Genomic DNA, 20,987 nt, shown 5'->3' with positions numbered 1-20,987 from the left:
TAGATAAATAATTATGGCTAAAGTAGCACTAATAACAGGGGTAACTGGTCAGGATGGCGCTTATTTAAGTGAGTTTTTATTAAAGAAAGGGTACATCGTTCATGGTGTAAAACGCAGAAGTTCTTTATTTAATACTGATCGTATAGACCATTTATATCAGGATCCGCACGTAAACAATCAAAGTTTTATACTGCATTATGGCGATATGACGGATAGTACGAATCTAATTCGTTTGATTCAGCAAATTCAGCCCGATGAGATTTATAATCTGGCAGCAATGAGCCATGTTCAGGTTTCTTTTGAGATTCCGGAATATACAGGAAACGCTGATGGTTTAGGGACACTTCGTGTTTTAGACGCAGTTCGTTTGTTGGGATTAGAAAAGAAAACCCGTATTTATCAGGCTTCTACATCTGAGTTATACGGAAAAGTACAAGAAGTTCCTCAATCAGAAACAACGCCTTTTTATCCTCGTTCCCCGTATGCAGTTGCAAAAATGTACGCGTACTGGATCACGGTAAACTACAGAGAAGCTTACGGAATGTATGCCTGCAATGGTATCTTATTCAATCATGAATCTCCTATTCGTGGAGAAACGTTTGTAACCAGAAAAATTACACGTGCGGTTTCCAGAATTGCATTAGGATTACAGGACAAATTTTATCTGGGTAATCTTGATGCCCAAAGAGACTGGGGACACGCCAAGGATTATGTACGTATGATGTGGATGATTCTTCAGGCTGATGAGGCAGAAGATTGGGTTATTGCAACAGGTACTACAACTCCGGTTCGTGAATTTGTCAAAATGAGTTTTGCGCACGTTGGGGTAGAATTAGCGTTTACAGGTACTGGTGTAGACGAAAAGGCTTATGTCGCAGTTTGCCGTAATCCGGATTATCAAATCGAAATAGGAAAAGAAGTTTTAGCTGTAAATCCTCGTTATTTCCGTCCAACAGAAGTCGAATTGCTAATTGGTGATGCAACCAAAGCCAATACTAAATTAGGCTGGATTCCGGAATATGATTTACAGGATTTAGTAACTGACATGATGGAATCAGATGTGAAACTGATGAAAAAAGACCATCATCTGGAAGAAGCGGGATATCAAACAATGAACTATTACGAATAAAAATGGGTTTAGATAAAACAGCAAAAATATATATTGCCGGACATCGTGGTATGGTAGGTTCAGCAGTTTGGAGAGCATTAGAAAAGAAAGGATATTCGAATCTGATTGGTCAGTCAAGTCAGGAATTAGACTTGCGCAATCAGGAAGCTGTCAGAACATTTATAGCCAAAGAAAAACTGGATGCCATTATCGATGCGGCCGCAAAAGTAGGAGGGATTCTGGCAAACAAAGATTACCCATATCAATTTATTATGGAGAATATGCAGATCCAGAACAACCTTATTGATACTGCCTTACATGCAGGAATAGAGAAGTTTGTTTTTTTAGGAAGTTCTTGTATCTATCCTAAAATGGCGCCGCAGCCCTTGTTAGAAGAATATCTACTGACAGATTCGCTTGAACCAACTAATGAATGGTATGCTTTAGCTAAGATTTCAGGGATTAAATCTTGTGAAGCTATCCGAAAACAATTTGGAAAAGATTACGTGAGTTTGATGCCAACGAATCTCTACGGAATCCATGATAATTTTGACCTTACGAGTTCGCACGTTTTACCTGCTATGATACGCAAATTTCATGAGGCTAAAGAAAACGATCATTCACCTGTAACCCTTTGGGGAACAGGAACGCCAATGAGGGAGTTTCTTTTTGTAGATGATATGGCACAGGCGGTTGTGTTTGCTTTAGAAAATCAACTTCCTGATTATCTCTACAATGTAGGAACGGGTGAGGATTTGAGTATTGAAAAACTGGCCTGGACAATACAGCAAATTGTGGGACACAGGGGACAAATTATATGGGATACCACAAAACCGGACGGAACACCAAGAAAACTAATGGATAGTTCTAAAATGAACCAATTAGGATGGAAACATCAGATCGCCTTAGAAGAAGGAATTGAGGAAACATACAACTGGTTTTTGGCCAATGTAGACAACGTAAAAAAAGTTTCTTTTTAGTCTGATTTCAAAAATGTCAGGAAGTTAATAATTCTGAATTTTTATTTTTTCATCTTAAGAAAAGCAGTTGAAGTAGTAATAATAGTTTCAAATATTTTTAATGAAACATTAATTTTTAAAATTAAAAAATATGGATCAAAGTAAAGTATTGGTTTTTGATGACTTTCATTATTTTTCGAGATTTTTAAAATATGAATTCAAAGACATCAAATTTCTAACGGGCAATAAAAAGGCGATTATTTATGGAAATGAAATAAACACAGAGCTTTCGCTGATTGTTTTTGTGTTTTATTCTGAAGATGATCTGATCGATTTGTTAAGGTTATACACACACGGAATTCAGTTATTAATTTGCAATCACTGTCCTAAATTCGTCAATAAGTTTGGGAATATAAAAAACGTCGGAGTATTGGACTGTCTCGAAACAAAAAGGGGATATAGAGATGATTTACGGGTGTATTTTGATGAAACATTTAATTTAGTTAATTGATCAATGTACTAAAAAATACTCCCGTATTAAGTTTTAAAATCCCGTCTCAATATTACAAAAAACCACAATAACCATAGCTGATTACAGTATCAGACAGAACAATGAAAGACCCATTGACTGCGGAATCTCCTATCATTGACACAAAAGATCAATCTTCTTAATAGTAGTATCTAATTTTCTTTTAATTGTTTTGGGGTATAATTAAAACCGTGTTAATGCTTGCAGCTGATGTACTTATAGTAAGATGTAAGTACACCGTATTCTTTGGGTCTGCTTGTTCTTTTCTGACTGTATAGGAATATTTTATTTCAGCAGCTCTCATCTATTAAAATCTTAAAATTATGTACAATTATGTCAGTCTATGAGTCAATAGTAAAAAATTTCGCAGCAAGTATATTCGGGATGGGGGTTAGTTTTATGAACCAAATCGCCATGGTTCCTTTATTTATTATGTACTGGGGAATCGATAAATATGCTGATTGGATCTTAATTACAGCGCTTTCTTCGTTTTTTGCGATGACTGATATGGGGCTCAACCGGGCAAGTAATAATGAATTCGTGATCAAATACAATCAAAAGGATTACGATACTTGCTTAAAATTACAAACCAATGCTTTCTTATTTGTTTTAGCTGTATTTGGGGTATTTATTTTAATTTCTGGTTTGATCTATGCGCTTTGGGGCTTCAAAGGAATGCTTGGTGTAGAACATTTTACTGAAAAAGAAACCTCTGTTGCCTTTGTTTTACTTTTGTGCGAAGTTTTTGCCATGATGTACGGCAGAGTGTATCACGGTATCTTCAGGGCTACATCGCGAACCCATGTTGTCATAGTCGCTGATAACCTGATACGTATGGCGGAGTTGGTGATACTTTTTTGCGGGATCTTTTTTAAAATGGATATCATTTTAATGCTTACCATATACCTGATTCCTTCTTTAGCAGGAATTTTGTTCAAGCATTTGAGTTCCAGAAAAACATTTGCATCAGGGCTTTACCTGCGCAATTTTGACGGAGCAGTTTTCAAATCGATTATGAAACCGTCTCTTGCCTTTATGTTTTTTCCGTTGGGGCAGGCCGTTTCCAGTCAGGGGATGGTATTTGTAGTTAATATACTTTTAGGAGGTGCTTTTTTAGTTGTTTTTACTACAACAAGAACGCTGGTTAATTTTCTTCGTCAGATGATGAATATGTTATCGACATCGATCAATCCTGAAATATGTGCAGCTTACGGCAGAAAAGATTATAAAACGATATTGAATATCTACAACAAATCACTGGTAATAACATTTGTAGCCACTTTGTTCTGTATTGTTATACTGCTGTTTACAGGAAAAACTATTTATCTCGAGTGGACAAAACATGCGATAGTATTCAATGAGGTTTTCTTTATCGGGATGTTGTTTGTACTCCTGATTTCGTGCCTTTCAGGATTGTCAAGTGTGATTCCGCTTTCTACCAACACACACGTTCGCTTTACGATCGTATTTCTGCTCTCTCAGATTGCCGGAGTAGTATTGTGTTATGTGTTTCTTAAAATAGAACCCAATATGAACTTGATTCCTTTGGCGCTTGTACTCACAGAATTTGCTCTTTTTGTGTATACACTCAGGAACAATAATAAGTTCCTTAATATTAGCTTCAAAGAAATGTACGCAGGATTATGGGATCAGGCAAAATTTATTCTAAAAAAAAGTAAAGCAACTTTTACTGCGAATTAATTGCAGGAAAAGAAGCGAATTAAAATACCCTTAAAAATGTCAATCAAAAAGAGATACAGGCTTTTAGTAAATAAGTACGATTTATTTACCAGGTTACAGATCTGGAGAACCGGAAAAAAATATACGACAAAAACATTAAACGACAATTACGCCACAGCAACGCCCACTATTCATTTTATACACCGCTATATTACAAATAATACAGGAGATAAGGTTTGTGGTTATTATCAGTATTTTCTTCAGGAATTTGACCATTACAAATGTGTCGTTCACGATGTCAATAAAGTTGATTTTGCATTGATCAAAGAAAATGATGTTATACTTGTAGGTGGCGGCGGATTGCTAAACGCTATGGCTGAGTGGAATTACAACATCAATAAAGCAGCAAAAATTGCAGGAAAAGCAGTGGTATGGTCCGCAGGATTCAACTCAAATTCAAAACAGAACCTCAATAAAAAAGTTGACTTTAAAGCTTTTGATCTGGTGGCGGTTCGTGATTTCGAATACCAGGATTTCCGTTATGTGCCTTGTGCGACTTGTGCCTTACCGGAATTAAACGAAGATTATCCCATCAAAAGAAATATTGGAGTAGTGGCACATAAAGATGTTCCGCACCATCTTCCTCAGGAAATACATCAGTTTGATAAAATTACCAACAGTGCCTCATTAAAGGAAATGATTGAATTTATTGGGAGTTCTGAAGTTGTTTTAACCAATAGTTACCATGCCGTTTATTGGAGTATTTTAATGAAAAAGAAATGTGTACTGTTTGCCCCAAGATCAGAGAAGTACGATTTTTATAAATATCCGCCGGTTTTGTTCTCAGGAGATTTGGCTAAAGATATCTCTCAGGCAGTAGTTTATCCTGATGCATTAGAAGAAAGTAAGGCTTTGACTGATGAATTTGTTCGCGATATAAAATTTTTAATAGAAGAAAAGAAAGCACGAAGCAACTAAAAACCGCTACTCAAAACTGATTCCCTTCTATCGATAGGTAAGTAGTTGTAAAACATAAAATAAAGTGAAGATATTATCTATAGGAACCATGTCAGGCTTGTCGAATACTTGCTTGCACCGTCATTGGGCATTAGAAAAGATTTCAGACGAAATTGATGTGGTCAATACACGTATAAAACCCATTTCGATCTGGTTTCGAATTGCTTATCGGTTGTTTCAATATGGTCTGCCGATCAGATTACCGGATAACTCATCTGCCAACAAAAAAATAAAAGAGTTTATAAGTAAGGCTGTCAAATCTCCTTATGACATTGTATGGATAGACAAAGGAGTTACGATAAACAGCAAAACATTGAGGTATATCAGGAAGTTATCGCCCAATGCAAAGATTGTTAGTTATTCGCCGGATAATATGGCATTACGACACAATCAGAGTCAAAATTATCTCAATTGTATTCCGCTTTATGACATACACTTTACCACAAAATCCTATATTCTTCAGGATATGCAGCGTCTTGGCGCCAGAAAAACAGCATTTACGAACAAGCATTACGAACAAACGTTTCATTATCCGCGAAATCTTAGCGAAAATGAAATTCAGCGATTAGGCGGCGATGTTGGATTTATTGGTGCGTGGGAAAAGGAGCGTTGCGATAGTATTTTGTATTTAGCAAAGAATGGAATAAAAGTTAAGGTTTTTGGTGATAAAAAATGGAATGACTATAAAACTGAAAATCTCGAAATAGCACCGGGAATTTATTCAGAAGATTATTCTAAGGCATTGCAGGCATTTAAAATATCCCTGTGCTTTTTAAGAAAAATGAATTCTGATACGCAAACTTCCCGAACAATGGAAATTCCTGCCTGTGGCGGTTTTATGCTGGCAGAGAGAACAACGGAACATCTGGATTTGTTTAGCGAAAATAAAGAAGCCGTTTTTTTCTCTAATGATGAGGAACTGTTAGAAAAATGCCGCTATTATCTGATTAATGAAGAAGAACGCAAACGAATAGTCGAAGGTGGAATACTGAGGTGTAAAACTTCTGGATATTCTAACGAAGAATCAATAAAAAGAATGTTGAAAATTGTAGTAAATAATGACTGATAACACAGAAACACGAAGGAAAGGAACTGCTTTGAAATCAGTGAGTAAATATATTGATGTTATAGTATTACTTTCTATAATTGGCGAAATATTTTTCTTTCCGTCATGGCATAATTTTTCGGGTTGTGTTATGACAGTAATAGTCTGGCTTATCTTTCGTAATTTTTTCTTTAAAAAGAGAATCATACTCGAACATCCATTTTCTTTTTTGGCATTTTCGTCTATTTTTCTGGCAAGCTTTATTCCTTTGCCGGCAACATTGATCGAGTCAAAACCCATAACATATGGTTTTCAGAATCCTTATGAAACTTTCTTTTATCAGACACTGATTTTTATGGTTGCTTCATTAGCGTTTTATGCTGTTGTTTACAAAAAGAGAAGGACTAATAATATCATACAGCGTACTTTATACAAACTTAATTTTTTCGAAACAGAACCTTCTACATTATGGATTTTGGGATTAATAGGCTTATTGGCAAGGATAAAAAGTCTTGCTGTAGTCAACGAAGTGCAATATGGAGACGCGGGAAACAAGTTTCTCGAAGGATTAGTATATCTGCAATATGCTCCTATAATTATGTTTTTCCCCACATTATCGGGACTTCCATACAATAAACTCCGCAGTAATCTTGTGGTCATTTATGCTTCGTTAACGTTTGTACTGAGTTTTGCGGCAAACAGCCGTCAGCAGATGATTTATCCCATCTTTACGATGCTGTTATTGTTTATACTTTACCTCTTAAAGGATAATATTTCTATTTTCAGCCTTCTTTCGCCCTGGAAAATTGGAACAATCGTCTTTTTTATATTTTTTGGATTAGGATTTTTATCTGATGTTTCCTTAGCGATGCTTGCCAACAGAAAAATTCGTAATGACGTTAGTCGGAGTGAACTTCTGGACAACACAATTGAGACCATGCAAAATGACAAGCTGATGGAAAAGCTTAGAAATACCTCGATAGAAGTACAGGACAATGTTTTTAGCTATAGCAGGGGCTGGGACGAAACCTATTTGAATAATTTTATGATTAACAGATATGGGAATGCAAGGGTTGTCGATCAGACCTTATATTATGCGAATAAGATTGGATATAACAATAAGAAAATGCAAAAGAGTTTTTTCGAAAAGACACTGGCTATTTATCCGCTTCCATTTTTATCCGCGTTGGGAATTGTTGTTGATAAAGAAGAACTGCAATATTCTCCGGGCGATAAACTTTATTTTACCGGTACACATACGCCTTCTGCGTTAGGCGGATTCCGCGTTACAAGTCTGGTAGGAGATGGCTTAGCAACATTTGGTTATTGGTGTTTCCCAATTGTGTTTGTGTTATTATTTGCCTCCTTTACCTTGATGGATAGCCTCGTGTTGTTCAAAAATGGCGCAATATTATTCTCTACACTCGGTCTAATAAATATATTTGGTTTCCTGGGCATTTTCCGGAATTCTATTAGTTGCATTGTTCCGCTGGCATATATATTACGAGGATTTTGGCAGCAATGTTTTACTTTTTGGATATTGGTTTTCATGATTAAACTGATACAAATACCTAAAAAAAGAAAAAGAGAATTATATCAGAGACCGTTTTAAGTGATCAAATATTTGCGCAATGCAATTGGTTTAAACACATGAGACATAGCTGTTGCTAGACGAAAAAAGCGTTTCACTCAGATAAAATATACAAAGTTACTATGCGAAGAAATCTCTATGTGTTTAAGTAAAACTTGTATGCTCAGAATAAAATAAAAAGCCGTAGTAAATAATCAAAGTATTAAAGTACTCCATAATAATTCATTAAATCTTTGCTTTAATAAATTGGTTTTAACCCATATAAAAATAGCTATTTACAACTAAATAAAGCTATAGACAATATCATCATGAAAATAGTGTTATTTACCCATCCTGCTTTTGTCGGATCACAAAGTATGCCCAGATATGCAAAAATGCTAGCCGATGGTATGCAGCAAAAAGGCTACGAAGTACTGACCTGGAAACCGGAGCCTTTCTTTTATAAATTGCCATTTTCTCCCATTAAAAAATGGCTAGGTTATATAGATCAGTATCTTGTTTTTCCTTTAAAGGTAAAATCGAGATTAAAGAAATGTTCTAAGGATACAATTTTTGTCTTTGCAGATCAGGCTTTAGGTCCATGGGTACCATTAGTAAAAACAAAGCCGCATATTATTCATTGCCATGATTTTTTGGCACTGAATTCAGCTTTAGGGAATGTTCCGGAAAATCCTACTAGTGGAACCGGAAAAATCTATCAGGATTTTATTAGGAAAGGATTTTCTAAAGGAAAGCACTTTATATCCATATCAAAAAAAACTCAGGATGATCTGCATGAACTCCACGAAGGCAGTATTACATCATCAGTAGTTTGTTATAATGGTTTAAACAGAGAGTTTAAAGTCTTAGACGCCCATTCGTCCCGTAATTCTCTGGACAATTTTTTGAATATTGATTTATCTGCAGGTTATGTTCTGCACGTTGGCGGCAATCAGTTTTATAAAAACAGGATAGGCGTAATTGAAATTTACGATGCCTGGAGAGCCACTACAGATGTCGTTTTACCACTTTTATTGGTAGGCGCAAAACCTGTGGACAAGCTAAAAGTAGCATATGAAAAATCTTTGTACAAAAAAGACATTCATTTCGTAACAGGGCTCGAGGATCAATATATTAATGCGGCTTATTCAGGAGCAACTTGCTTATTGTTTCCGTCTCTCGATGAAGGCTTTGGCTGGCCAATAGCAGAAGCAATGGCATGCGGCTGTCCGGTAATTACCACCAACAGAGCGCCAATGAAAGAGATTCTGGGTTCTGCTGATTTTTTTCTAGTCGAAAGACGCCCTTTTGAGTGGGTTTTAGCTGAAGAATGGAGTGCAAAAGCCTCGAATCAAATTACCAGAATAGTAAATCTTTCAGATGCCGAAAGACAGGAATGTATTACCACAGGATTAGAATCGATTAAGAAATTTGATACTGATTTGTTTTTGAATCAATTAGAAAAACAATATCAGAATATATTAAAGTAATACAATATATAAATGTTTATAAAATGCTTTATTAGTGATGATTAAGGTGTGTAAAATTTATAGTATTGATATAAACCAAAGAACCATAAACCAGAAATGAAAGTACTCAGAGTTATCACCTCCATGAATCCAAAAAGTGGAGGTCCGTGTCAGGGAATACGTAATGTAAATCCTTTTATTGAGCAATTAGGCACAGAAGTCGAAGTAGTATGTTTGGATGATGCAGAGGAAGAATACACCACAAAAGATGATTTTATTATTCATAAAATAGGAAAAGGGAAAACGTCTTATCAATATCAGCCTTTGTTGTACGATTGGCTCATAAAAAATGCTTTAGGTTACGATGTTGTAATGGTTCATGGACTTTGGCAGCATTATAATTTAATGGTTTACAAGGCGATTAATACTTTAAAGAAGTCTTACAAAAAAGCTCCAAAAGTGATTATTATGCCGCATGGTATGCTAGACCCTTATTTTCAGACAGCGGCCGACAGAAAATGGAAGGCATTACGCAACGAGTTGGTTTGGTTTTTTATAGAAAAAAAATGTATTAATCAGGCAGATGCCATTTTTTATACCTGTCAGGAAGAATTACAGCTGGCAGCAACAACTTTTGAAGGATATAACCCTAAAAAGGCTATTAATGTGAGCTACGGAATTCAGGCGCCACCAGTTAGAAAGCCAGAATTTAGTACTGCTTTTTATAAAAAATGCCCTGGATTATTACAAAAGGAATATTGGCTTTTCCTAAGCAGGATTCACGAAAAAAAAGGAGTCGATTTGTTAATTCAGGCTTACAACCAACTTTCTATAAATAATCCCGCTCTTCCGGAATTAGTAATTGCAGGACCAAATGAGTCTGCCTACGCACAGGAAATGATAAAAATGGCAGCCAATAATCCGAAAATTCATTTCTCGGGAATGTTGCAGGGAGATGAAAAATGGGGCGCTTTCTACAATTGTCAGGCGTATTTACTACCAAGCCATCAGGAGAATTTTGGTATTGCAATTGTCGAAGCACTGGCTTGCGAAAAAGCAGTTTTAATAACGGATAAGGTTAATATTTACAGAGAGATCGAAGATGGCGGTGGCGGATTTGTGAGTGCCGATACCTTTAACGGTGTTCTTGGAGTCTTAAAAAAATGGGAAGCATTGAGCAAAAACGAAAAAACAGAAATGGGCAAAAATGCATTTTTACTCTATCAAAAATATTTTGATGTAAAAAGCACTGCCCAAAGATTAAACCAAGTTTTAAAATCACTTATTTAAATGATTTATCAGGATTTAAAAGAATTTTCAGTACCCAAAACATTTCGCGGAAAATCTAAAATTACAGTACAATTATGGTGGATTGTACAAGGAACATTGTTTGCATTATCTCCTCAGTTTTTTTACGGATGGCGCCGTTTTCTTCTTCGGATGTTTGGCGCAAAAATAGGAAAAGGGGTATTACTAAGAGCTACTGTTAAGGTTACGTATCCGTGGAATATTGAGATTGGAGATTATAGTTGGATAGGCGAGGATAATGTTTTGTACAGTCTAGGCAAAATAAAAATAGGAAGTCATGTTGCCTTAGCACATAAAGTCTATATCAATACAGGAGGACACGAATATGATAAAGTTTCTTTTGATATTTTTTCAGAACCGGTATTCATCGAAGACGAATGCTGGCTTACCAACGATGTTTATGTTGCTCCGGGCGTAACCATAGGCAAAGGATCTATAATTGCCGCCCGAAGTTCAGTATTAAAAAGTATGCCTGGTGGTAAAATTTGTGTAGGAACCCCTGCTATTGCGATAAAAGACAGAATATAAAAATATAAAAATGGCCAAATTTTTAATTACCGGAGGATCAGGATTTATAGGGACGAATTTGATTACTAAATTACTGAACGATAATCATCAGGTAGTAAGTATTGATAGTAAAGAACCTAAGCTAAAGGAACATAATAAGATTTATCAAAAGGTAAATTTATGCAATAGGGAAGAGTTAGAAAGTGTCATACTTTCCTATGATCCGGCGTATGTAATTCATTTAGGAGCCAGAACAGATCTAAACGGTAAAACATTAGAAGATTATGATGCTAATATTGGTGGTGTAGAAAACCTGCTTTATGTTTTAGATAAATTAAAAAATCTAAAAAAAGTAATCTTTGCTTCGTCTATGTATGTTTGCCGACCGGGATATGTACCTCAGGACTTTAATGATTTTGCCCCTCATACGATTTACGGAGAAAGTAAAGTGCTGACGGAGAAAACCATAACCAACTGGAATCCTGAATATACCTGGACTATTGTAAGGCCAACTTCTATTTGGGGTCGTTATTTTGACGAGCCTTACAATCTGTTTTTTAAAATAGTGCTTTCCGGAAAGTACTTTCATATGGGCAGTAAAGCGTGCAAAAAAACATATGGTTATATCGATAATTTTATTTATCAATTACTGTCAATTATTACTTCAGAGAAAGATCACGTAGACCAGAAAATATTTTATCTAGGCGATTATGAACCGTATGATATTACGTCCTGGGCAGATGAAATTGCGGCTACTAAAAGTATAAAAATCCATAATGTGCCCTATTCCGTTTTTGTAATGACCGCTTTGTTTGGTGATTGCCTGAAATTAATCAGGATTAAATTTCCCATGACCAGCTTTCGATTGAAAAACATGACAACAGATAATTTTTTTGACTTATCTGAGATTAAAAAGTTAGCTCCTCATTTGCCAGTATCCAGAAGTAAAGGCACTAAGATAACAGTAGACTGGATGGTTGAGAGTAATAGTCTGTAACTGTTTTTATTGCTTAATTTATTTCTGATCATGTGCTATACTAATAGCAACCAACACATTAATAATAATATAATTTATGAAAGTTTCTATAATCACGATTTGCTACAATAGAAAAAAAACTATTGCCCAATGTATAGAAAGTGTTCTGAATCAGAACTATACTAATATCGAGTACATCGTAATCGACGGAAATTCGACTGATGGTACAAAAGGTATTATTCAGGCATATTCGGATAAAATCAGTCAATATATTTCAGAACCGGATAAAGGTATGTATGACGCTATCAATAAAGGTTTGAAAATGGCTACAGGAGATATTATAGGCTTAATGCACTCTGATGATGAGTTTTATGATACTGTTGTGGTGAATAAAATTGTAGATGCTTTTGAGAGTAATGCACAAATTGAAGGAGTTTATGGAGACGGTATATACGTTAGTAACGATGCTGAGGAAAAAGTGGTCCGTAACAGGATAGGAGGAGAGTACGATTTTGAAAAACTAAAAACAGGCTGGCTGCCTTTGCACCCAACGGTGTATTTCAGGAAATCTGTGATCGATAAATTAGGAAGCTACGATCTAAACTTTAAAATAGCTTCAGATACAGAATTTCTGCTTCGCTATTTGTTTGTAAACAAGATCAAATTAGACTACCTCAGAACTTATGTTGTAAAAATGAGAATGGGCGGATTAAGCACTTCTTATAAAAGAGCTTTCGAGGTATTGCATGAAGATTATAGAATCTATAAACATCATGGTTTATCAGCATTCAGAGCTGTTTTTCTAAAGAAATTATTAGCCCTTAAACAGTATATCAACTAATTTTTCAATTACCCGATTAACATAGAATGAAAACAAAAAATGGATGGAAAAAAAGTACCATTATTATTTTTTTGCTGGGATGTATTGGTAGTATTTTTTATTACTCATGGATTCATAATCCGGGCTTGGAAACCGAAACGTATTTACCGCTCTGGATCAGGAAATGGAGCAATGAGTACTATAATTTGCGAACAGCGGTTCCTTTTGTAGTCCTGGGCTTTTTATTAGAAGTATGGCAAAGACTTTCTACTGTTTCCGGTTCTGTAAACAGATCTCCTTTTCGATTGAAAACCTTAATAATAATTACTCTGGTGGTTTGTCTGGCAGAGGGTGGGCAATTTTTTATAGCAACGCGCCAACCTGATTTCATGGATGTTTTCTTTGGAATTTCAGGAGGTATTTTGGGTTGCTTCGTGTATCATTTAATTCAAAAAATCAACTTATTATTTAGTAAAAATGCGTAACAGACATAAATTTACTTTTATTTTTTGCAGTATCCTATCTGATTTTTTTGCGATAATCGGAGGGATCTTTCTCTTTTTCAATTTTACAGAAGAAGCTTCTGTACAGTGGAATCTTTTTGTTGTTGAAAACAGCTATCTTTTTGCTATAGTGGGCTGGTTATTAGCAGCGTTGTATTTTAATTTGTACCGGCTCGATACTATTTTTAGCCTGACTACTTTTTATCGCAACAGCTGGCGTGTATTTCTAAGTCAGTGTATCTTATGGCAGGTTTATCTTCTTGTTTTTCAGGGCGCCAGTGAGTATCGATTGGCAATAGGTGCCAATTTATTACAATTCAGCTATTTACTTCTTTATCTTTTAGTGTCAAGAATTATTTTTACGCTGGTTTTAAATAACATTAAAAAGTTCATAAAAAAGCCTTTTATAGTAGCCATTTGGGGGTTTAATACCACAAGTATACAATTAGCCTCAAAACTGGAGAGCAACGCTTATTTTTATGATTTTCCCGGAATTATCAATGACATCAACGAAGAGAGTTTTACAGATAAATCAACTTTTGGAGAAGCGCTTTCAAATGCTATTCTGCGAGCTTCAGGAAACGGTATTCAGGAGTTGTATATTGTAGTAAAACCACAATTTATAAATGACCTGAACAGCTATTTTGAATTGGCAGACAGATATTGTCTGCGATTGAAATTTGTTCCTGATCTGTCTACGATTTCAAAGTCCTCTTTTAGCAGTTCTAATTTCGAAAACTTTCATGTTATACGTCCCCGACACGAACCCTTGCAAAACGCATACAATCGATTAGTCAAACGTATATTCGATATCGTTTTTAGTTTCTCAGTACTGGTTTTTATATTGTCGTGGCTGTATCCGTTAATGGCGATCATAATCAAAAAGCAAAGCAAAGGCCCCGTTTTATTCAAGCAGCTTCGAACAGGAAAAAAGAATGAAGCTTTTTGGTGTTACAAATTCAGAAGCATGACTGTCAATACTCAAAGTGATAGTTTGCAGGCACAAAAAGAAGACGCAAGAGTTACTCCCATAGGAAAATTTATTAGACGGACTAGTATTGATGAACTGCCTCAGTTTTTTAATGTTTTATTAGGAAACATGAGTGTAGTAGGACCTCGTCCTCATATGCTCAAGCATACACAGGACTACAACGAACAGATTAACAATTTTATGGTGCGCCATTTTGTAAAACCCGGAATTACCGGTTTGGCCCAGGTTTCAGGTTATAGAGGCGAAACCAAAAAGGTCTCAGATATGCAGCGAAGAGTAAAGGCTGATATCGATTATTTGCAAAATTGGAGCCTCATAAAAGACATTAAGATTTGTGTATTAACCGTGATTGTAACCCTGAAAGGGGATGAAAATGCTTTTTAAACTTAAAAAAAATGTTATGAATATTACCATTACCTCTTATTTAGCCGGTTTTATTTCCGGCGTTTCTATTGCCGGTTTCTTTATTGGCAAAGAATTATATCGCTTTTATGTAAAAGACAAAGTGCAGAAAAAACAGCTGCATCGATTGTCTAAATTGAATGATAACATGAAAGCGAAACAAAAATTCCAGTTAGAATCCAATTAGAGATTAGTTTATTCTAATCAATTGATTCTATGCTTATCTAAGTATTGTGAAACCGCGATACTAGTTCTGTCTTTTTTAACCCCATAATTTAAAATATGAATCGTTTACCCCACATTTTATTTCTTATCGTTATTCTGTTTTCTTCCTGTGCCACGAGAAAAGATATTATCTATTTTCAGGACGCTAATAATTACGCTTCGGTTGCGACCTCTGTAAAGAGTGTTTTAGTACAGCCAAATGATATTTTGAGCATTCGAATTGGTGCTCTTGTACCTGAAACTGCTTTACCGTATAACATACAAACAGGAAACACAGCAACCAATTCTACATTAGACCTGCTAAAAGTTCAGGGATACCTGATTACTCCTGACGAAACAGTGGTATTGCCTATTTTAGGATCTGTAAGCACAGCAGGATTATCTGTAACTGATTTAGAAACAAAAATAAAACTAGAACTCGAAAAGGGAGGACATTTAGTAAATCCTACTGTTGCGATTCGAATTCTGAATGCTAAAGTAACAGTTCTGGGCGAAGTAAAATCACCGGGTACTTATACCTTTTTAGAGCAATCACTCTCTGTTCCGCAAGCTTTAGGATATGCAGGAGATTTAACAATAAGTGCCAGGCGAAATGATATTTTATTGATTAGGGAGTCGGGTGGTAAGAGAATAATGATGAATGTTGATTTGACAACTGCAGACTGGATGAATAATCCGCAATATCAGATTCGCCAGAATGATGTATTAGTTGTGAACCCGAATGACGCAAAAGTAAAGACAGCAGGATATATAGGCAGTACAGGAACCGTACTTACAATTGCGTCTTTGATATTAAGTTCTATTATATTATTAACCAGATAAAAAGCTTATGCACACAGATAAAAATGAATATTTTGACTCAATGGAAGAAGAAAATTCTATTCAGTTAAAACAAATGATGAATAAATATTTAAGGTATTGGCCCTGGTTTTTAATCACGATTTTAATAGCACTTTTTACCGTTTTCGCGTATTTGAGATATGCTGACGTTATCTACAGATCAGAAGCAAAAGTAAAATTATTGCTGGATAAGGAAAGTTCGAATTTTACATTAGATGTGACGAAATTATTTAATAAATCAAACATTAATTTAGAAAATGAAATCGCTTTGTTCAAATCCGTTCACTTATCAGAACAAGTGGTTAAAAATTTAAAACTGAATGTAGAATATTATTATAATTCTACCGTAAAATCCAAACAAATATTCAATGCGCCGTTTGTTGTCAGCTACAATGATAATATAACAAAGCTAAAAGACGCCATACAATATACCATCAAAGTAAACCCAACGGGATATACTATTTTAGATGTTTTATCCGGACAAAAGTTTGATATAAAAGGATATACTTCAACCAAAAAAATCCCTAATTTACCTATAAATATAAAACCTGCTTTAGGAGCAATAATTACAAAAAGTATAGACCTGAGCTATAATGTGGTGCTAAAACCACTTAATAAAACTGCACTGGAACTTAGTAATGCATTTGAAGTCGATGCCGAGGGAAAAGACAGTGACATTCTTTCTATCTCATTAGAAGGAACTAATGGTCCTCAGTCAGAAGCGATTATCAATAACTTGATTCATGTTTTTGAGGCCGATGGTATTACGGATAAACAAGAGGTTTCGCGCCGAACAATTAATTTTGTCGACGATCGATTTGTCTACTTAAGAAAAGAACTGGATTCTATAGAAAGTTCTAAAAAAGAATACAAAAGAAGCAATAATCTGAGTTTTATTCAGGAAGACGCCGGTTCAAGTATTGTACAGAAAACAGCAAAAGAACAAGCCTCATTTGATATAGAATCTCAATTGTTATTAGCAGATTTGCTTAAAAAAAGTATCGAATCCCAGAAAGCATTTGAGCTTTTACCGGCAGATATAGGCATACAAAATCCTACGATCAATCAATTAGTAGCAGATTATAATACAGCCGTTTTATCTTATCAGAAACTGCAGACCAGTGCAGGAAGCAACAATCCTTCTATTCAGCTTTTGGTAAGCACACTGGTAAGTTTAAAAAACAATATTATCAATTCTGTAAAAGGGTTCAGGCAACAATTAAAAACAACCCTCGTTCAGAGCGAATCAGCCCAAAAAGCAGCTGATGGTAGTTTTGCCTCCATTCCTGAAAAAGAAAAAGTATTGCGAAGTATCGAACGTCAGCAAAACCTAAAAGAAAGTTTGTACCTGTTGTTGCTTCAAAAACGAGAAGAAGCCTCTATCAATTTAGCCGTTACCGTAGCCAATACTAAAATTATAGATTATGCTATAACAGATATTTATCCGGTTTCTCCTCAAAGAAGCAAGATTGTTCTGATCGCTTTATTTTTAGGAATGGTCATTCCGTTTACAATTTTATTTATCATTTTTAAATTAGATAATAAAATATACACGGCAACAGATGTTGAAAATATAGCAGGAAATGTACCTATTTTAGTAGAGCTGCCGTCGCTAAAAGAAGACAAGGATTCTTATATTCAAAATTTAGAAGCCTTTCGAACTTTAGCGCACAATACTAATTTTATTACCCCTTATACTGAAGATCAGAAAGGCAAAGTAATATTTGTGACTTCTTCTATAAAGGGAGAAGGAAAAACTTTCGTTTCTTATAATTTGGCTACTGCCTATTCACATCTTGACAAAAAGGTCATTGTTATAGGCGCCGATTTTAGAAATCCGCAATTGCACAGGCATTTGGATAATGTAAGTAAAGACACCAAAGGATTTAGTAATTATTTGCACGATGGTACACTGCAATGGAGAGACTTATTGCACAGTAACGACGACAAGGAATTTCCATTTGATCTTTTCTTATCCGGAATTATACCTCCAAATCCAACCCTGTTATTATCCAATCAGCGTTTTGAAAAGTTTATTAATGAAGTAAAAGAAGAGTATGACATTATTATATTCGATACACCGCCAACCTTATTGGTTAGTGATACCCTTATGATTTCTAAGTATGCTGATACGAGCTTATTTGTACTGCGTTCCGCTGTAACAGAAAAGAACCTGATTTCGTATTCTAAAAAACTATTCAAGGATAAAAAAATCATTAATATGGGATATGTACTCAATGATATTGATTTTACTTCAAGTTATGGTTACGGATACAACTACGGTTATGGCTATGGTTACGGAAAAGAAGTAGTGAAGAAATCATGGTTTCAAAAATGGAAAAGAAATAAATAATTGAACGTAATCCAAATGAATTTAGCAATAGGTATTTTAAAAGAAGCACAAGAATGGTTAACGCCTGTTTTTGATAAAGAAACACAGGATAAAGTAAGTGAAATGATGGCTTCATCTCCGAAAGAATTAAAAGAAAGTTTTTATAAAAATCTTGAATTTGGTACAGGCGGAATGCGCGGCGTAATGGGAGTTGGAAACAATCGTATCAACAAATATACGTTAGGAAAAAGTACTCAGGGATTGTCGAATTATTTGTATAAGGTATTTCCGAATCAAAAACTTAAAGCAGTTATTGCCTATGATTGCCGCCATAATAGTGATACACTGGCAAAAACTGTCGCTGATGTTTTCTCAGCAAATGGCATTCAGGTCTATTTATTTTCGAGTCTTAGACCTACACCAGAATTGTCTTTTGCCTTAAAATACCTCAACTGTCAATGTGGGATTGTACTAACAGCATCTCACAATCCGCCGGAATACAATGGGTATAAAGTGTATTGGGAAGATGGCGGTCAAATTGTCCCTCCTCAAGATGCTGAAATTATTAAAGCCATTGAAGATTTAAAATACGACCAAATTAAGTTTGAAGCAAATGAAGATTTAATTGAATATATCGATACTGAAATTGATCAGGCTTTTGTGAAATCATCGGTTCAAAATGCAAGTTTTAATACCTCTAAAGAGGCCAAAGATGATCTGAATATTGTTTTTACGTCATTGCACGGGACTTCGATTACGGTTGTACCCGATACATTAGCGTTGGCGGGATATAAAAACGTACATATTGTCGAAGAGCAAAGAGTACCAAATGGAGATTTCCCCACGGTAAAATCTCCAAATCCGGAAGAACCAGAAGCCTTAACAATGGCTTTGGCATTAGCAGAAAAAACCAACGCCGACATTGTTATTGGCACCGATCCTGATTGTGATCGTTTAGGAGTAGCAGTTCGTGATAATCAAGGAAAAATGATTTTACTAAACGGAAATCAATCCATGATTTTAATGACTGCCTTTTTGTTGGAACAATGGAAAAAAGCAGGAAAAATAAACGGCAAACAATTTATTGGTTCCACTATTGTTTCGACTCCAATGATTATGAAACTGGCAAGCGCTTATGACGTTGCATACAAAAGTGGTTTGACAGGTTTTAAATGGATTGCCAAGATGATCAAAGATTTTCCTGAACTCGAATTTATTGGCGGAGGAGAAGAAAGCTTTGGGTATATGGTAGGAGACAGCGTTCGCGATAAAGACGCAGTTGCAGCAAGTTTATTAATTTGCGAAGTGGCTGCCCAGGCTAAAGCAAATAACAGTTCTGTTTACCAGGCTTTATTGCAGCATTATGTAGATTTTGGTTTTTATAAAGAACATTTGATCTCTATTACAAAAAAAGGAATCGACGGATTGACTGAAATTAATGCGATGATGGTGAATTTAAGAGAAAATCCTTTAAGGGAAATTAACAATCAAAAAGTAGTGAAGGTTGAGGATTATAAATCATCGTTATCACTTAATTTACTGAACAACGAATCAGAAATTATAAACATGCCCAAAGCCGATGTCCTGATTTATTATACAGAAGATGGTTCTGTAATTTGCGCCAGACCAAGCGGAACTGAACCAAAAATTAAATTCTACATCAGCGTGAATGAAGAATTAGATACAATAGAAAATTTTAAGGGCATTGAAGACATACTGAATGAAAGAATAAAAAACATAAGTACTTCAATGCAATTATAAAAAACAAACTGATTCTAAAAAAAGCTCAACAGATTTATTAATTCAAGAGTTAGTTTGATATTTAAAGTTGCAGATTGTTGGTCAAAATTGAAATGCGATTTAATTATTGTTAGTAAAAAGCTGTTCGATCGAACAGCTTTTTTTGTATCCTGGCTTTTTTATTAATTTTTGAGGACTATTAAGACTTTTATATTTTGCCGTAGGAGCTAGAGAAAAATTGTATTGTTTTCTAGCAAACGATCCATTTTCTTTTTGTCCGGAATCTGAAGAGGTACGGTTTTAAATTGAGTAATTTCAGTTGCACTATGAATGTCTGATCCCGTAAAATCATATAAATCATTTTTAAACAATTCTATTGCCTGTCTTTGAATGCTTTTGCCATAATACCCCGTTAGCGATAATAAGTTCAATTGAAAAAAGACACCGTATTCTTTTAGTTTCTGATATTTACCAATAGAATTATGAAAATAAAGATACCGTTCAGGATGCGCTATAATGACTTTATAATTTTTTGTTTTTAACTCAAACAGCATTTCATACAGGTTCAAAGGATTATTAAACAAATTGAATTCTATCAGAATATAATTTTTCGATAATCCAAGCAATTTTTCTTCCCTGCTTTTTTCTATTAAAGTATTGTCCAGCATATATTCGCTTGCATACCCTTTTAAAAACATTCTATTGTCATCGTTTTTTAGCGCTATTTCATAAGCCTGTCTTATACTTTCAGAAGTATTATTCCAGAGCCCGTTAAAAGTGTGCGGTGTAGCAAAAGCGGCCTTAATATTTAGCGCTTTCATTTGCGCTATTAGATAATTTGTTTCTTCCGGTGTTTTGGCACCATCATCAATTCCTGCCAATATATGGTTATGAATATCAATATAGCCATCAGGTAGTATTTCTTTTAGATAAAATTTTGATTTGAATATTGAAAACATAAAATTG

The 20,987-nt window shown here is 35.0% G+C and carries 19 protein-coding genes; 18 read left to right on the top strand and 1 reads right to left on the bottom strand.

Annotated elements, in window-relative coordinates:
* The first annotated feature begins 13 nt into the window (after window positions 1-13).
* The 18 genes from gmd (at window position 14) to NJT12_RS18010 (ending at window position 20,042) form a co-directional block, all read left to right on the top strand.
* Entirely contained in the window at window positions 14-1,129 is a 1,116-nt protein-coding gene (gene gmd / locus NJT12_RS18095) for a GDP-mannose 4,6-dehydratase (protein ID WP_271337330.1), read from the top strand.
* Between the two features lie 2 nt (window positions 1,130-1,131).
* Entirely contained in the window at window positions 1,132-2,088 is a 957-nt protein-coding gene (locus tag NJT12_RS18090) for a GDP-L-fucose synthase family protein (protein ID WP_271337329.1), read from the top strand.
* A 130-nt stretch (window positions 2,089-2,218) separates the two neighbouring features.
* Window positions 2,219-2,578: a hypothetical protein gene (locus NJT12_RS18085; protein WP_271337328.1), complete on the top strand. Its 360-nt coding sequence runs from the start codon at window positions 2,219-2,221 to the stop codon at window positions 2,576-2,578.
* A 351-nt stretch (window positions 2,579-2,929) separates the two neighbouring features.
* Window positions 2,930-4,297 (top strand): lipopolysaccharide biosynthesis protein, encoded by a 1,368-nt coding sequence (locus NJT12_RS18080; RefSeq protein ID WP_271337327.1) that lies wholly within the window; start codon window positions 2,930-2,932, stop codon window positions 4,295-4,297.
* A 36-nt stretch (window positions 4,298-4,333) separates the two neighbouring features.
* Complete coding sequence (locus NJT12_RS18075; RefSeq protein ID WP_271337326.1) at window positions 4,334-5,254, top strand: polysaccharide pyruvyl transferase family protein; 921 nt, start codon at window positions 4,334-4,336, stop codon at window positions 5,252-5,254.
* A 64-nt stretch (window positions 5,255-5,318) separates the two neighbouring features.
* The gene (locus tag NJT12_RS25105) at window positions 5,319-6,359 is read left to right on the top strand and encodes a CgeB family protein (RefSeq protein ID WP_271337325.1); all 1,041 of its coding nucleotides are present in this window, start codon (window positions 5,319-5,321) and stop codon (window positions 6,357-6,359) included.
* Entirely contained in the window at window positions 6,352-7,950 is a 1,599-nt protein-coding gene (locus NJT12_RS18065; protein ID WP_271337324.1) for a hypothetical protein, read from the top strand. The genes NJT12_RS25105 and NJT12_RS18065 overlap by 8 nt, the downstream gene beginning before the upstream one ends.
* A 287-nt stretch (window positions 7,951-8,237) precedes the next feature.
* Complete coding sequence (locus NJT12_RS18060; RefSeq protein WP_271337323.1) at window positions 8,238-9,398, top strand: glycosyltransferase; 1,161 nt, start codon at window positions 8,238-8,240, stop codon at window positions 9,396-9,398.
* A gap of 96 nt (window positions 9,399-9,494) precedes the next feature.
* Window positions 9,495-10,667 (top strand): glycosyltransferase, encoded by a 1,173-nt coding sequence (locus NJT12_RS18055; RefSeq protein WP_271337322.1) that lies wholly within the window; start codon window positions 9,495-9,497, stop codon window positions 10,665-10,667.
* A complete protein-coding gene (locus NJT12_RS18050) occupies window positions 10,668-11,213 on the top strand; it encodes a WcaF family extracellular polysaccharide biosynthesis acetyltransferase (RefSeq protein WP_271337321.1) in 546 nt (181 codons plus the stop codon).
* Between the two features lie 10 nt (window positions 11,214-11,223).
* Window positions 11,224-12,189, top strand: coding sequence for an NAD-dependent epimerase/dehydratase family protein (locus tag NJT12_RS18045; protein WP_271337320.1), 966 nt, complete (start codon window positions 11,224-11,226; stop codon window positions 12,187-12,189).
* Window positions 12,190-12,265: 76 nt separating this feature from the next.
* Entirely contained in the window at window positions 12,266-13,009 is a 744-nt protein-coding gene (locus NJT12_RS18040; protein ID WP_271337319.1) for a glycosyltransferase family 2 protein, read from the top strand.
* 26 nt (window positions 13,010-13,035) lie between these two features.
* Window positions 13,036-13,473: a VanZ family protein gene (locus NJT12_RS18035; RefSeq protein WP_271337318.1), complete on the top strand. Its 438-nt coding sequence runs from the start codon at window positions 13,036-13,038 to the stop codon at window positions 13,471-13,473.
* Window positions 13,466-14,866, top strand: coding sequence for an exopolysaccharide biosynthesis polyprenyl glycosylphosphotransferase (locus NJT12_RS18030; protein WP_271337317.1), 1,401 nt, complete (start codon window positions 13,466-13,468; stop codon window positions 14,864-14,866). Before NJT12_RS18035 ends, NJT12_RS18030 begins: the two co-directional genes overlap by 8 nt.
* A gap of 16 nt (window positions 14,867-14,882) precedes the next feature.
* Window positions 14,883-15,071, top strand: coding sequence for a hypothetical protein (locus NJT12_RS18025; protein WP_271337316.1), 189 nt, complete (start codon window positions 14,883-14,885; stop codon window positions 15,069-15,071).
* Window positions 15,072-15,166: 95 nt separating this feature from the next.
* Complete coding sequence (locus tag NJT12_RS18020) at window positions 15,167-15,931, top strand: polysaccharide biosynthesis/export family protein (protein WP_271337315.1); 765 nt, start codon at window positions 15,167-15,169, stop codon at window positions 15,929-15,931.
* Window positions 15,932-15,938: 7 nt separating this feature from the next.
* Complete coding sequence (locus NJT12_RS18015) at window positions 15,939-18,302, top strand: GumC family protein (RefSeq protein WP_271337314.1); 2,364 nt, start codon at window positions 15,939-15,941, stop codon at window positions 18,300-18,302.
* A 15-nt stretch (window positions 18,303-18,317) separates the two neighbouring features.
* Window positions 18,318-20,042, top strand: coding sequence for a phospho-sugar mutase (locus tag NJT12_RS18010; RefSeq protein WP_271337313.1), 1,725 nt, complete (start codon window positions 18,318-18,320; stop codon window positions 20,040-20,042).
* A gap of 206 nt (window positions 20,043-20,248) precedes the next feature.
* Here the strand turns inward: NJT12_RS18010 and NJT12_RS18005 are convergent, their stop codons facing one another.
* The gene (locus NJT12_RS18005; RefSeq protein WP_271337312.1) at window positions 20,249-20,980 is read right to left on the bottom strand and encodes a tyrosine-protein phosphatase; all 732 of its coding nucleotides are present in this window, start codon (window positions 20,978-20,980) and stop codon (window positions 20,249-20,251) included.
* Between the last annotated feature and the right edge of the window lie 7 nt (window positions 20,981-20,987).

Source organism: Flavobacterium azizsancarii (genome assembly GCF_027980145.1).
GTDB classification, from domain to species: Bacteria; Bacteroidota; Bacteroidia; order Flavobacteriales; family Flavobacteriaceae; genus Flavobacterium; species Flavobacterium azizsancarii.
Note: the sequence above shows the minus strand (reverse complement) of the source record. Positions and strands in the feature narration are given on the sequence as shown.

What these genes read in the sequence shown, in the direction of transcription:
- gmd (WP_271337330.1), top strand. Translation starts at nt 14, where the DNA reads ATGGCTAAAGTAGCACTAATAACAGGGGTAACTGGTCAGGATGGCGCT.
- NJT12_RS18090 (WP_271337329.1), top strand. Translation starts at nt 1,132, where the DNA reads ATGGGTTTAGATAAAACAGCAAAAATATATATTGCCGGACATCGTGGT.
- NJT12_RS18085 (WP_271337328.1), top strand. Translation starts at nt 2,219, where the DNA reads ATGGATCAAAGTAAAGTATTGGTTTTTGATGACTTTCATTATTTTTCG.
- NJT12_RS18080 (WP_271337327.1), top strand. Translation starts at nt 2,930, where the DNA reads ATGTCAGTCTATGAGTCAATAGTAAAAAATTTCGCAGCAAGTATATTC.
- NJT12_RS18075 (WP_271337326.1), top strand. Translation starts at nt 4,334, where the DNA reads ATGTCAATCAAAAAGAGATACAGGCTTTTAGTAAATAAGTACGATTTA.
- NJT12_RS18065 (WP_271337324.1), top strand. Translation starts at nt 6,352, where the DNA reads ATGACTGATAACACAGAAACACGAAGGAAAGGAACTGCTTTGAAATCA.
- NJT12_RS18060 (WP_271337323.1), top strand. Translation starts at nt 8,238, where the DNA reads ATGAAAATAGTGTTATTTACCCATCCTGCTTTTGTCGGATCACAAAGT.
- NJT12_RS18055 (WP_271337322.1), top strand. Translation starts at nt 9,495, where the DNA reads ATGAAAGTACTCAGAGTTATCACCTCCATGAATCCAAAAAGTGGAGGT.
- NJT12_RS18050 (WP_271337321.1), top strand. Translation starts at nt 10,668, where the DNA reads ATGATTTATCAGGATTTAAAAGAATTTTCAGTACCCAAAACATTTCGC.
- NJT12_RS18045 (WP_271337320.1), top strand. Translation starts at nt 11,224, where the DNA reads ATGGCCAAATTTTTAATTACCGGAGGATCAGGATTTATAGGGACGAAT.
- NJT12_RS18040 (WP_271337319.1), top strand. Translation starts at nt 12,266, where the DNA reads ATGAAAGTTTCTATAATCACGATTTGCTACAATAGAAAAAAAACTATT.
- NJT12_RS18035 (WP_271337318.1), top strand. Translation starts at nt 13,036, where the DNA reads ATGAAAACAAAAAATGGATGGAAAAAAAGTACCATTATTATTTTTTTG.
- NJT12_RS18030 (WP_271337317.1), top strand. Translation starts at nt 13,466, where the DNA reads ATGCGTAACAGACATAAATTTACTTTTATTTTTTGCAGTATCCTATCT.
- NJT12_RS18025 (WP_271337316.1), top strand. Translation starts at nt 14,883, where the DNA reads ATGAATATTACCATTACCTCTTATTTAGCCGGTTTTATTTCCGGCGTT.
- NJT12_RS18020 (WP_271337315.1), top strand. Translation starts at nt 15,167, where the DNA reads ATGAATCGTTTACCCCACATTTTATTTCTTATCGTTATTCTGTTTTCT.
- NJT12_RS18015 (WP_271337314.1), top strand. Translation starts at nt 15,939, where the DNA reads ATGCACACAGATAAAAATGAATATTTTGACTCAATGGAAGAAGAAAAT.
- NJT12_RS18010 (WP_271337313.1), top strand. Translation starts at nt 18,318, where the DNA reads ATGAATTTAGCAATAGGTATTTTAAAAGAAGCACAAGAATGGTTAACG.
- NJT12_RS18005 (WP_271337312.1), bottom strand. Translation starts at nt 20,980, where the DNA reads ATGTTTTCAATATTCAAATCAAAATTTTATCTAAAAGAAATACTACCT.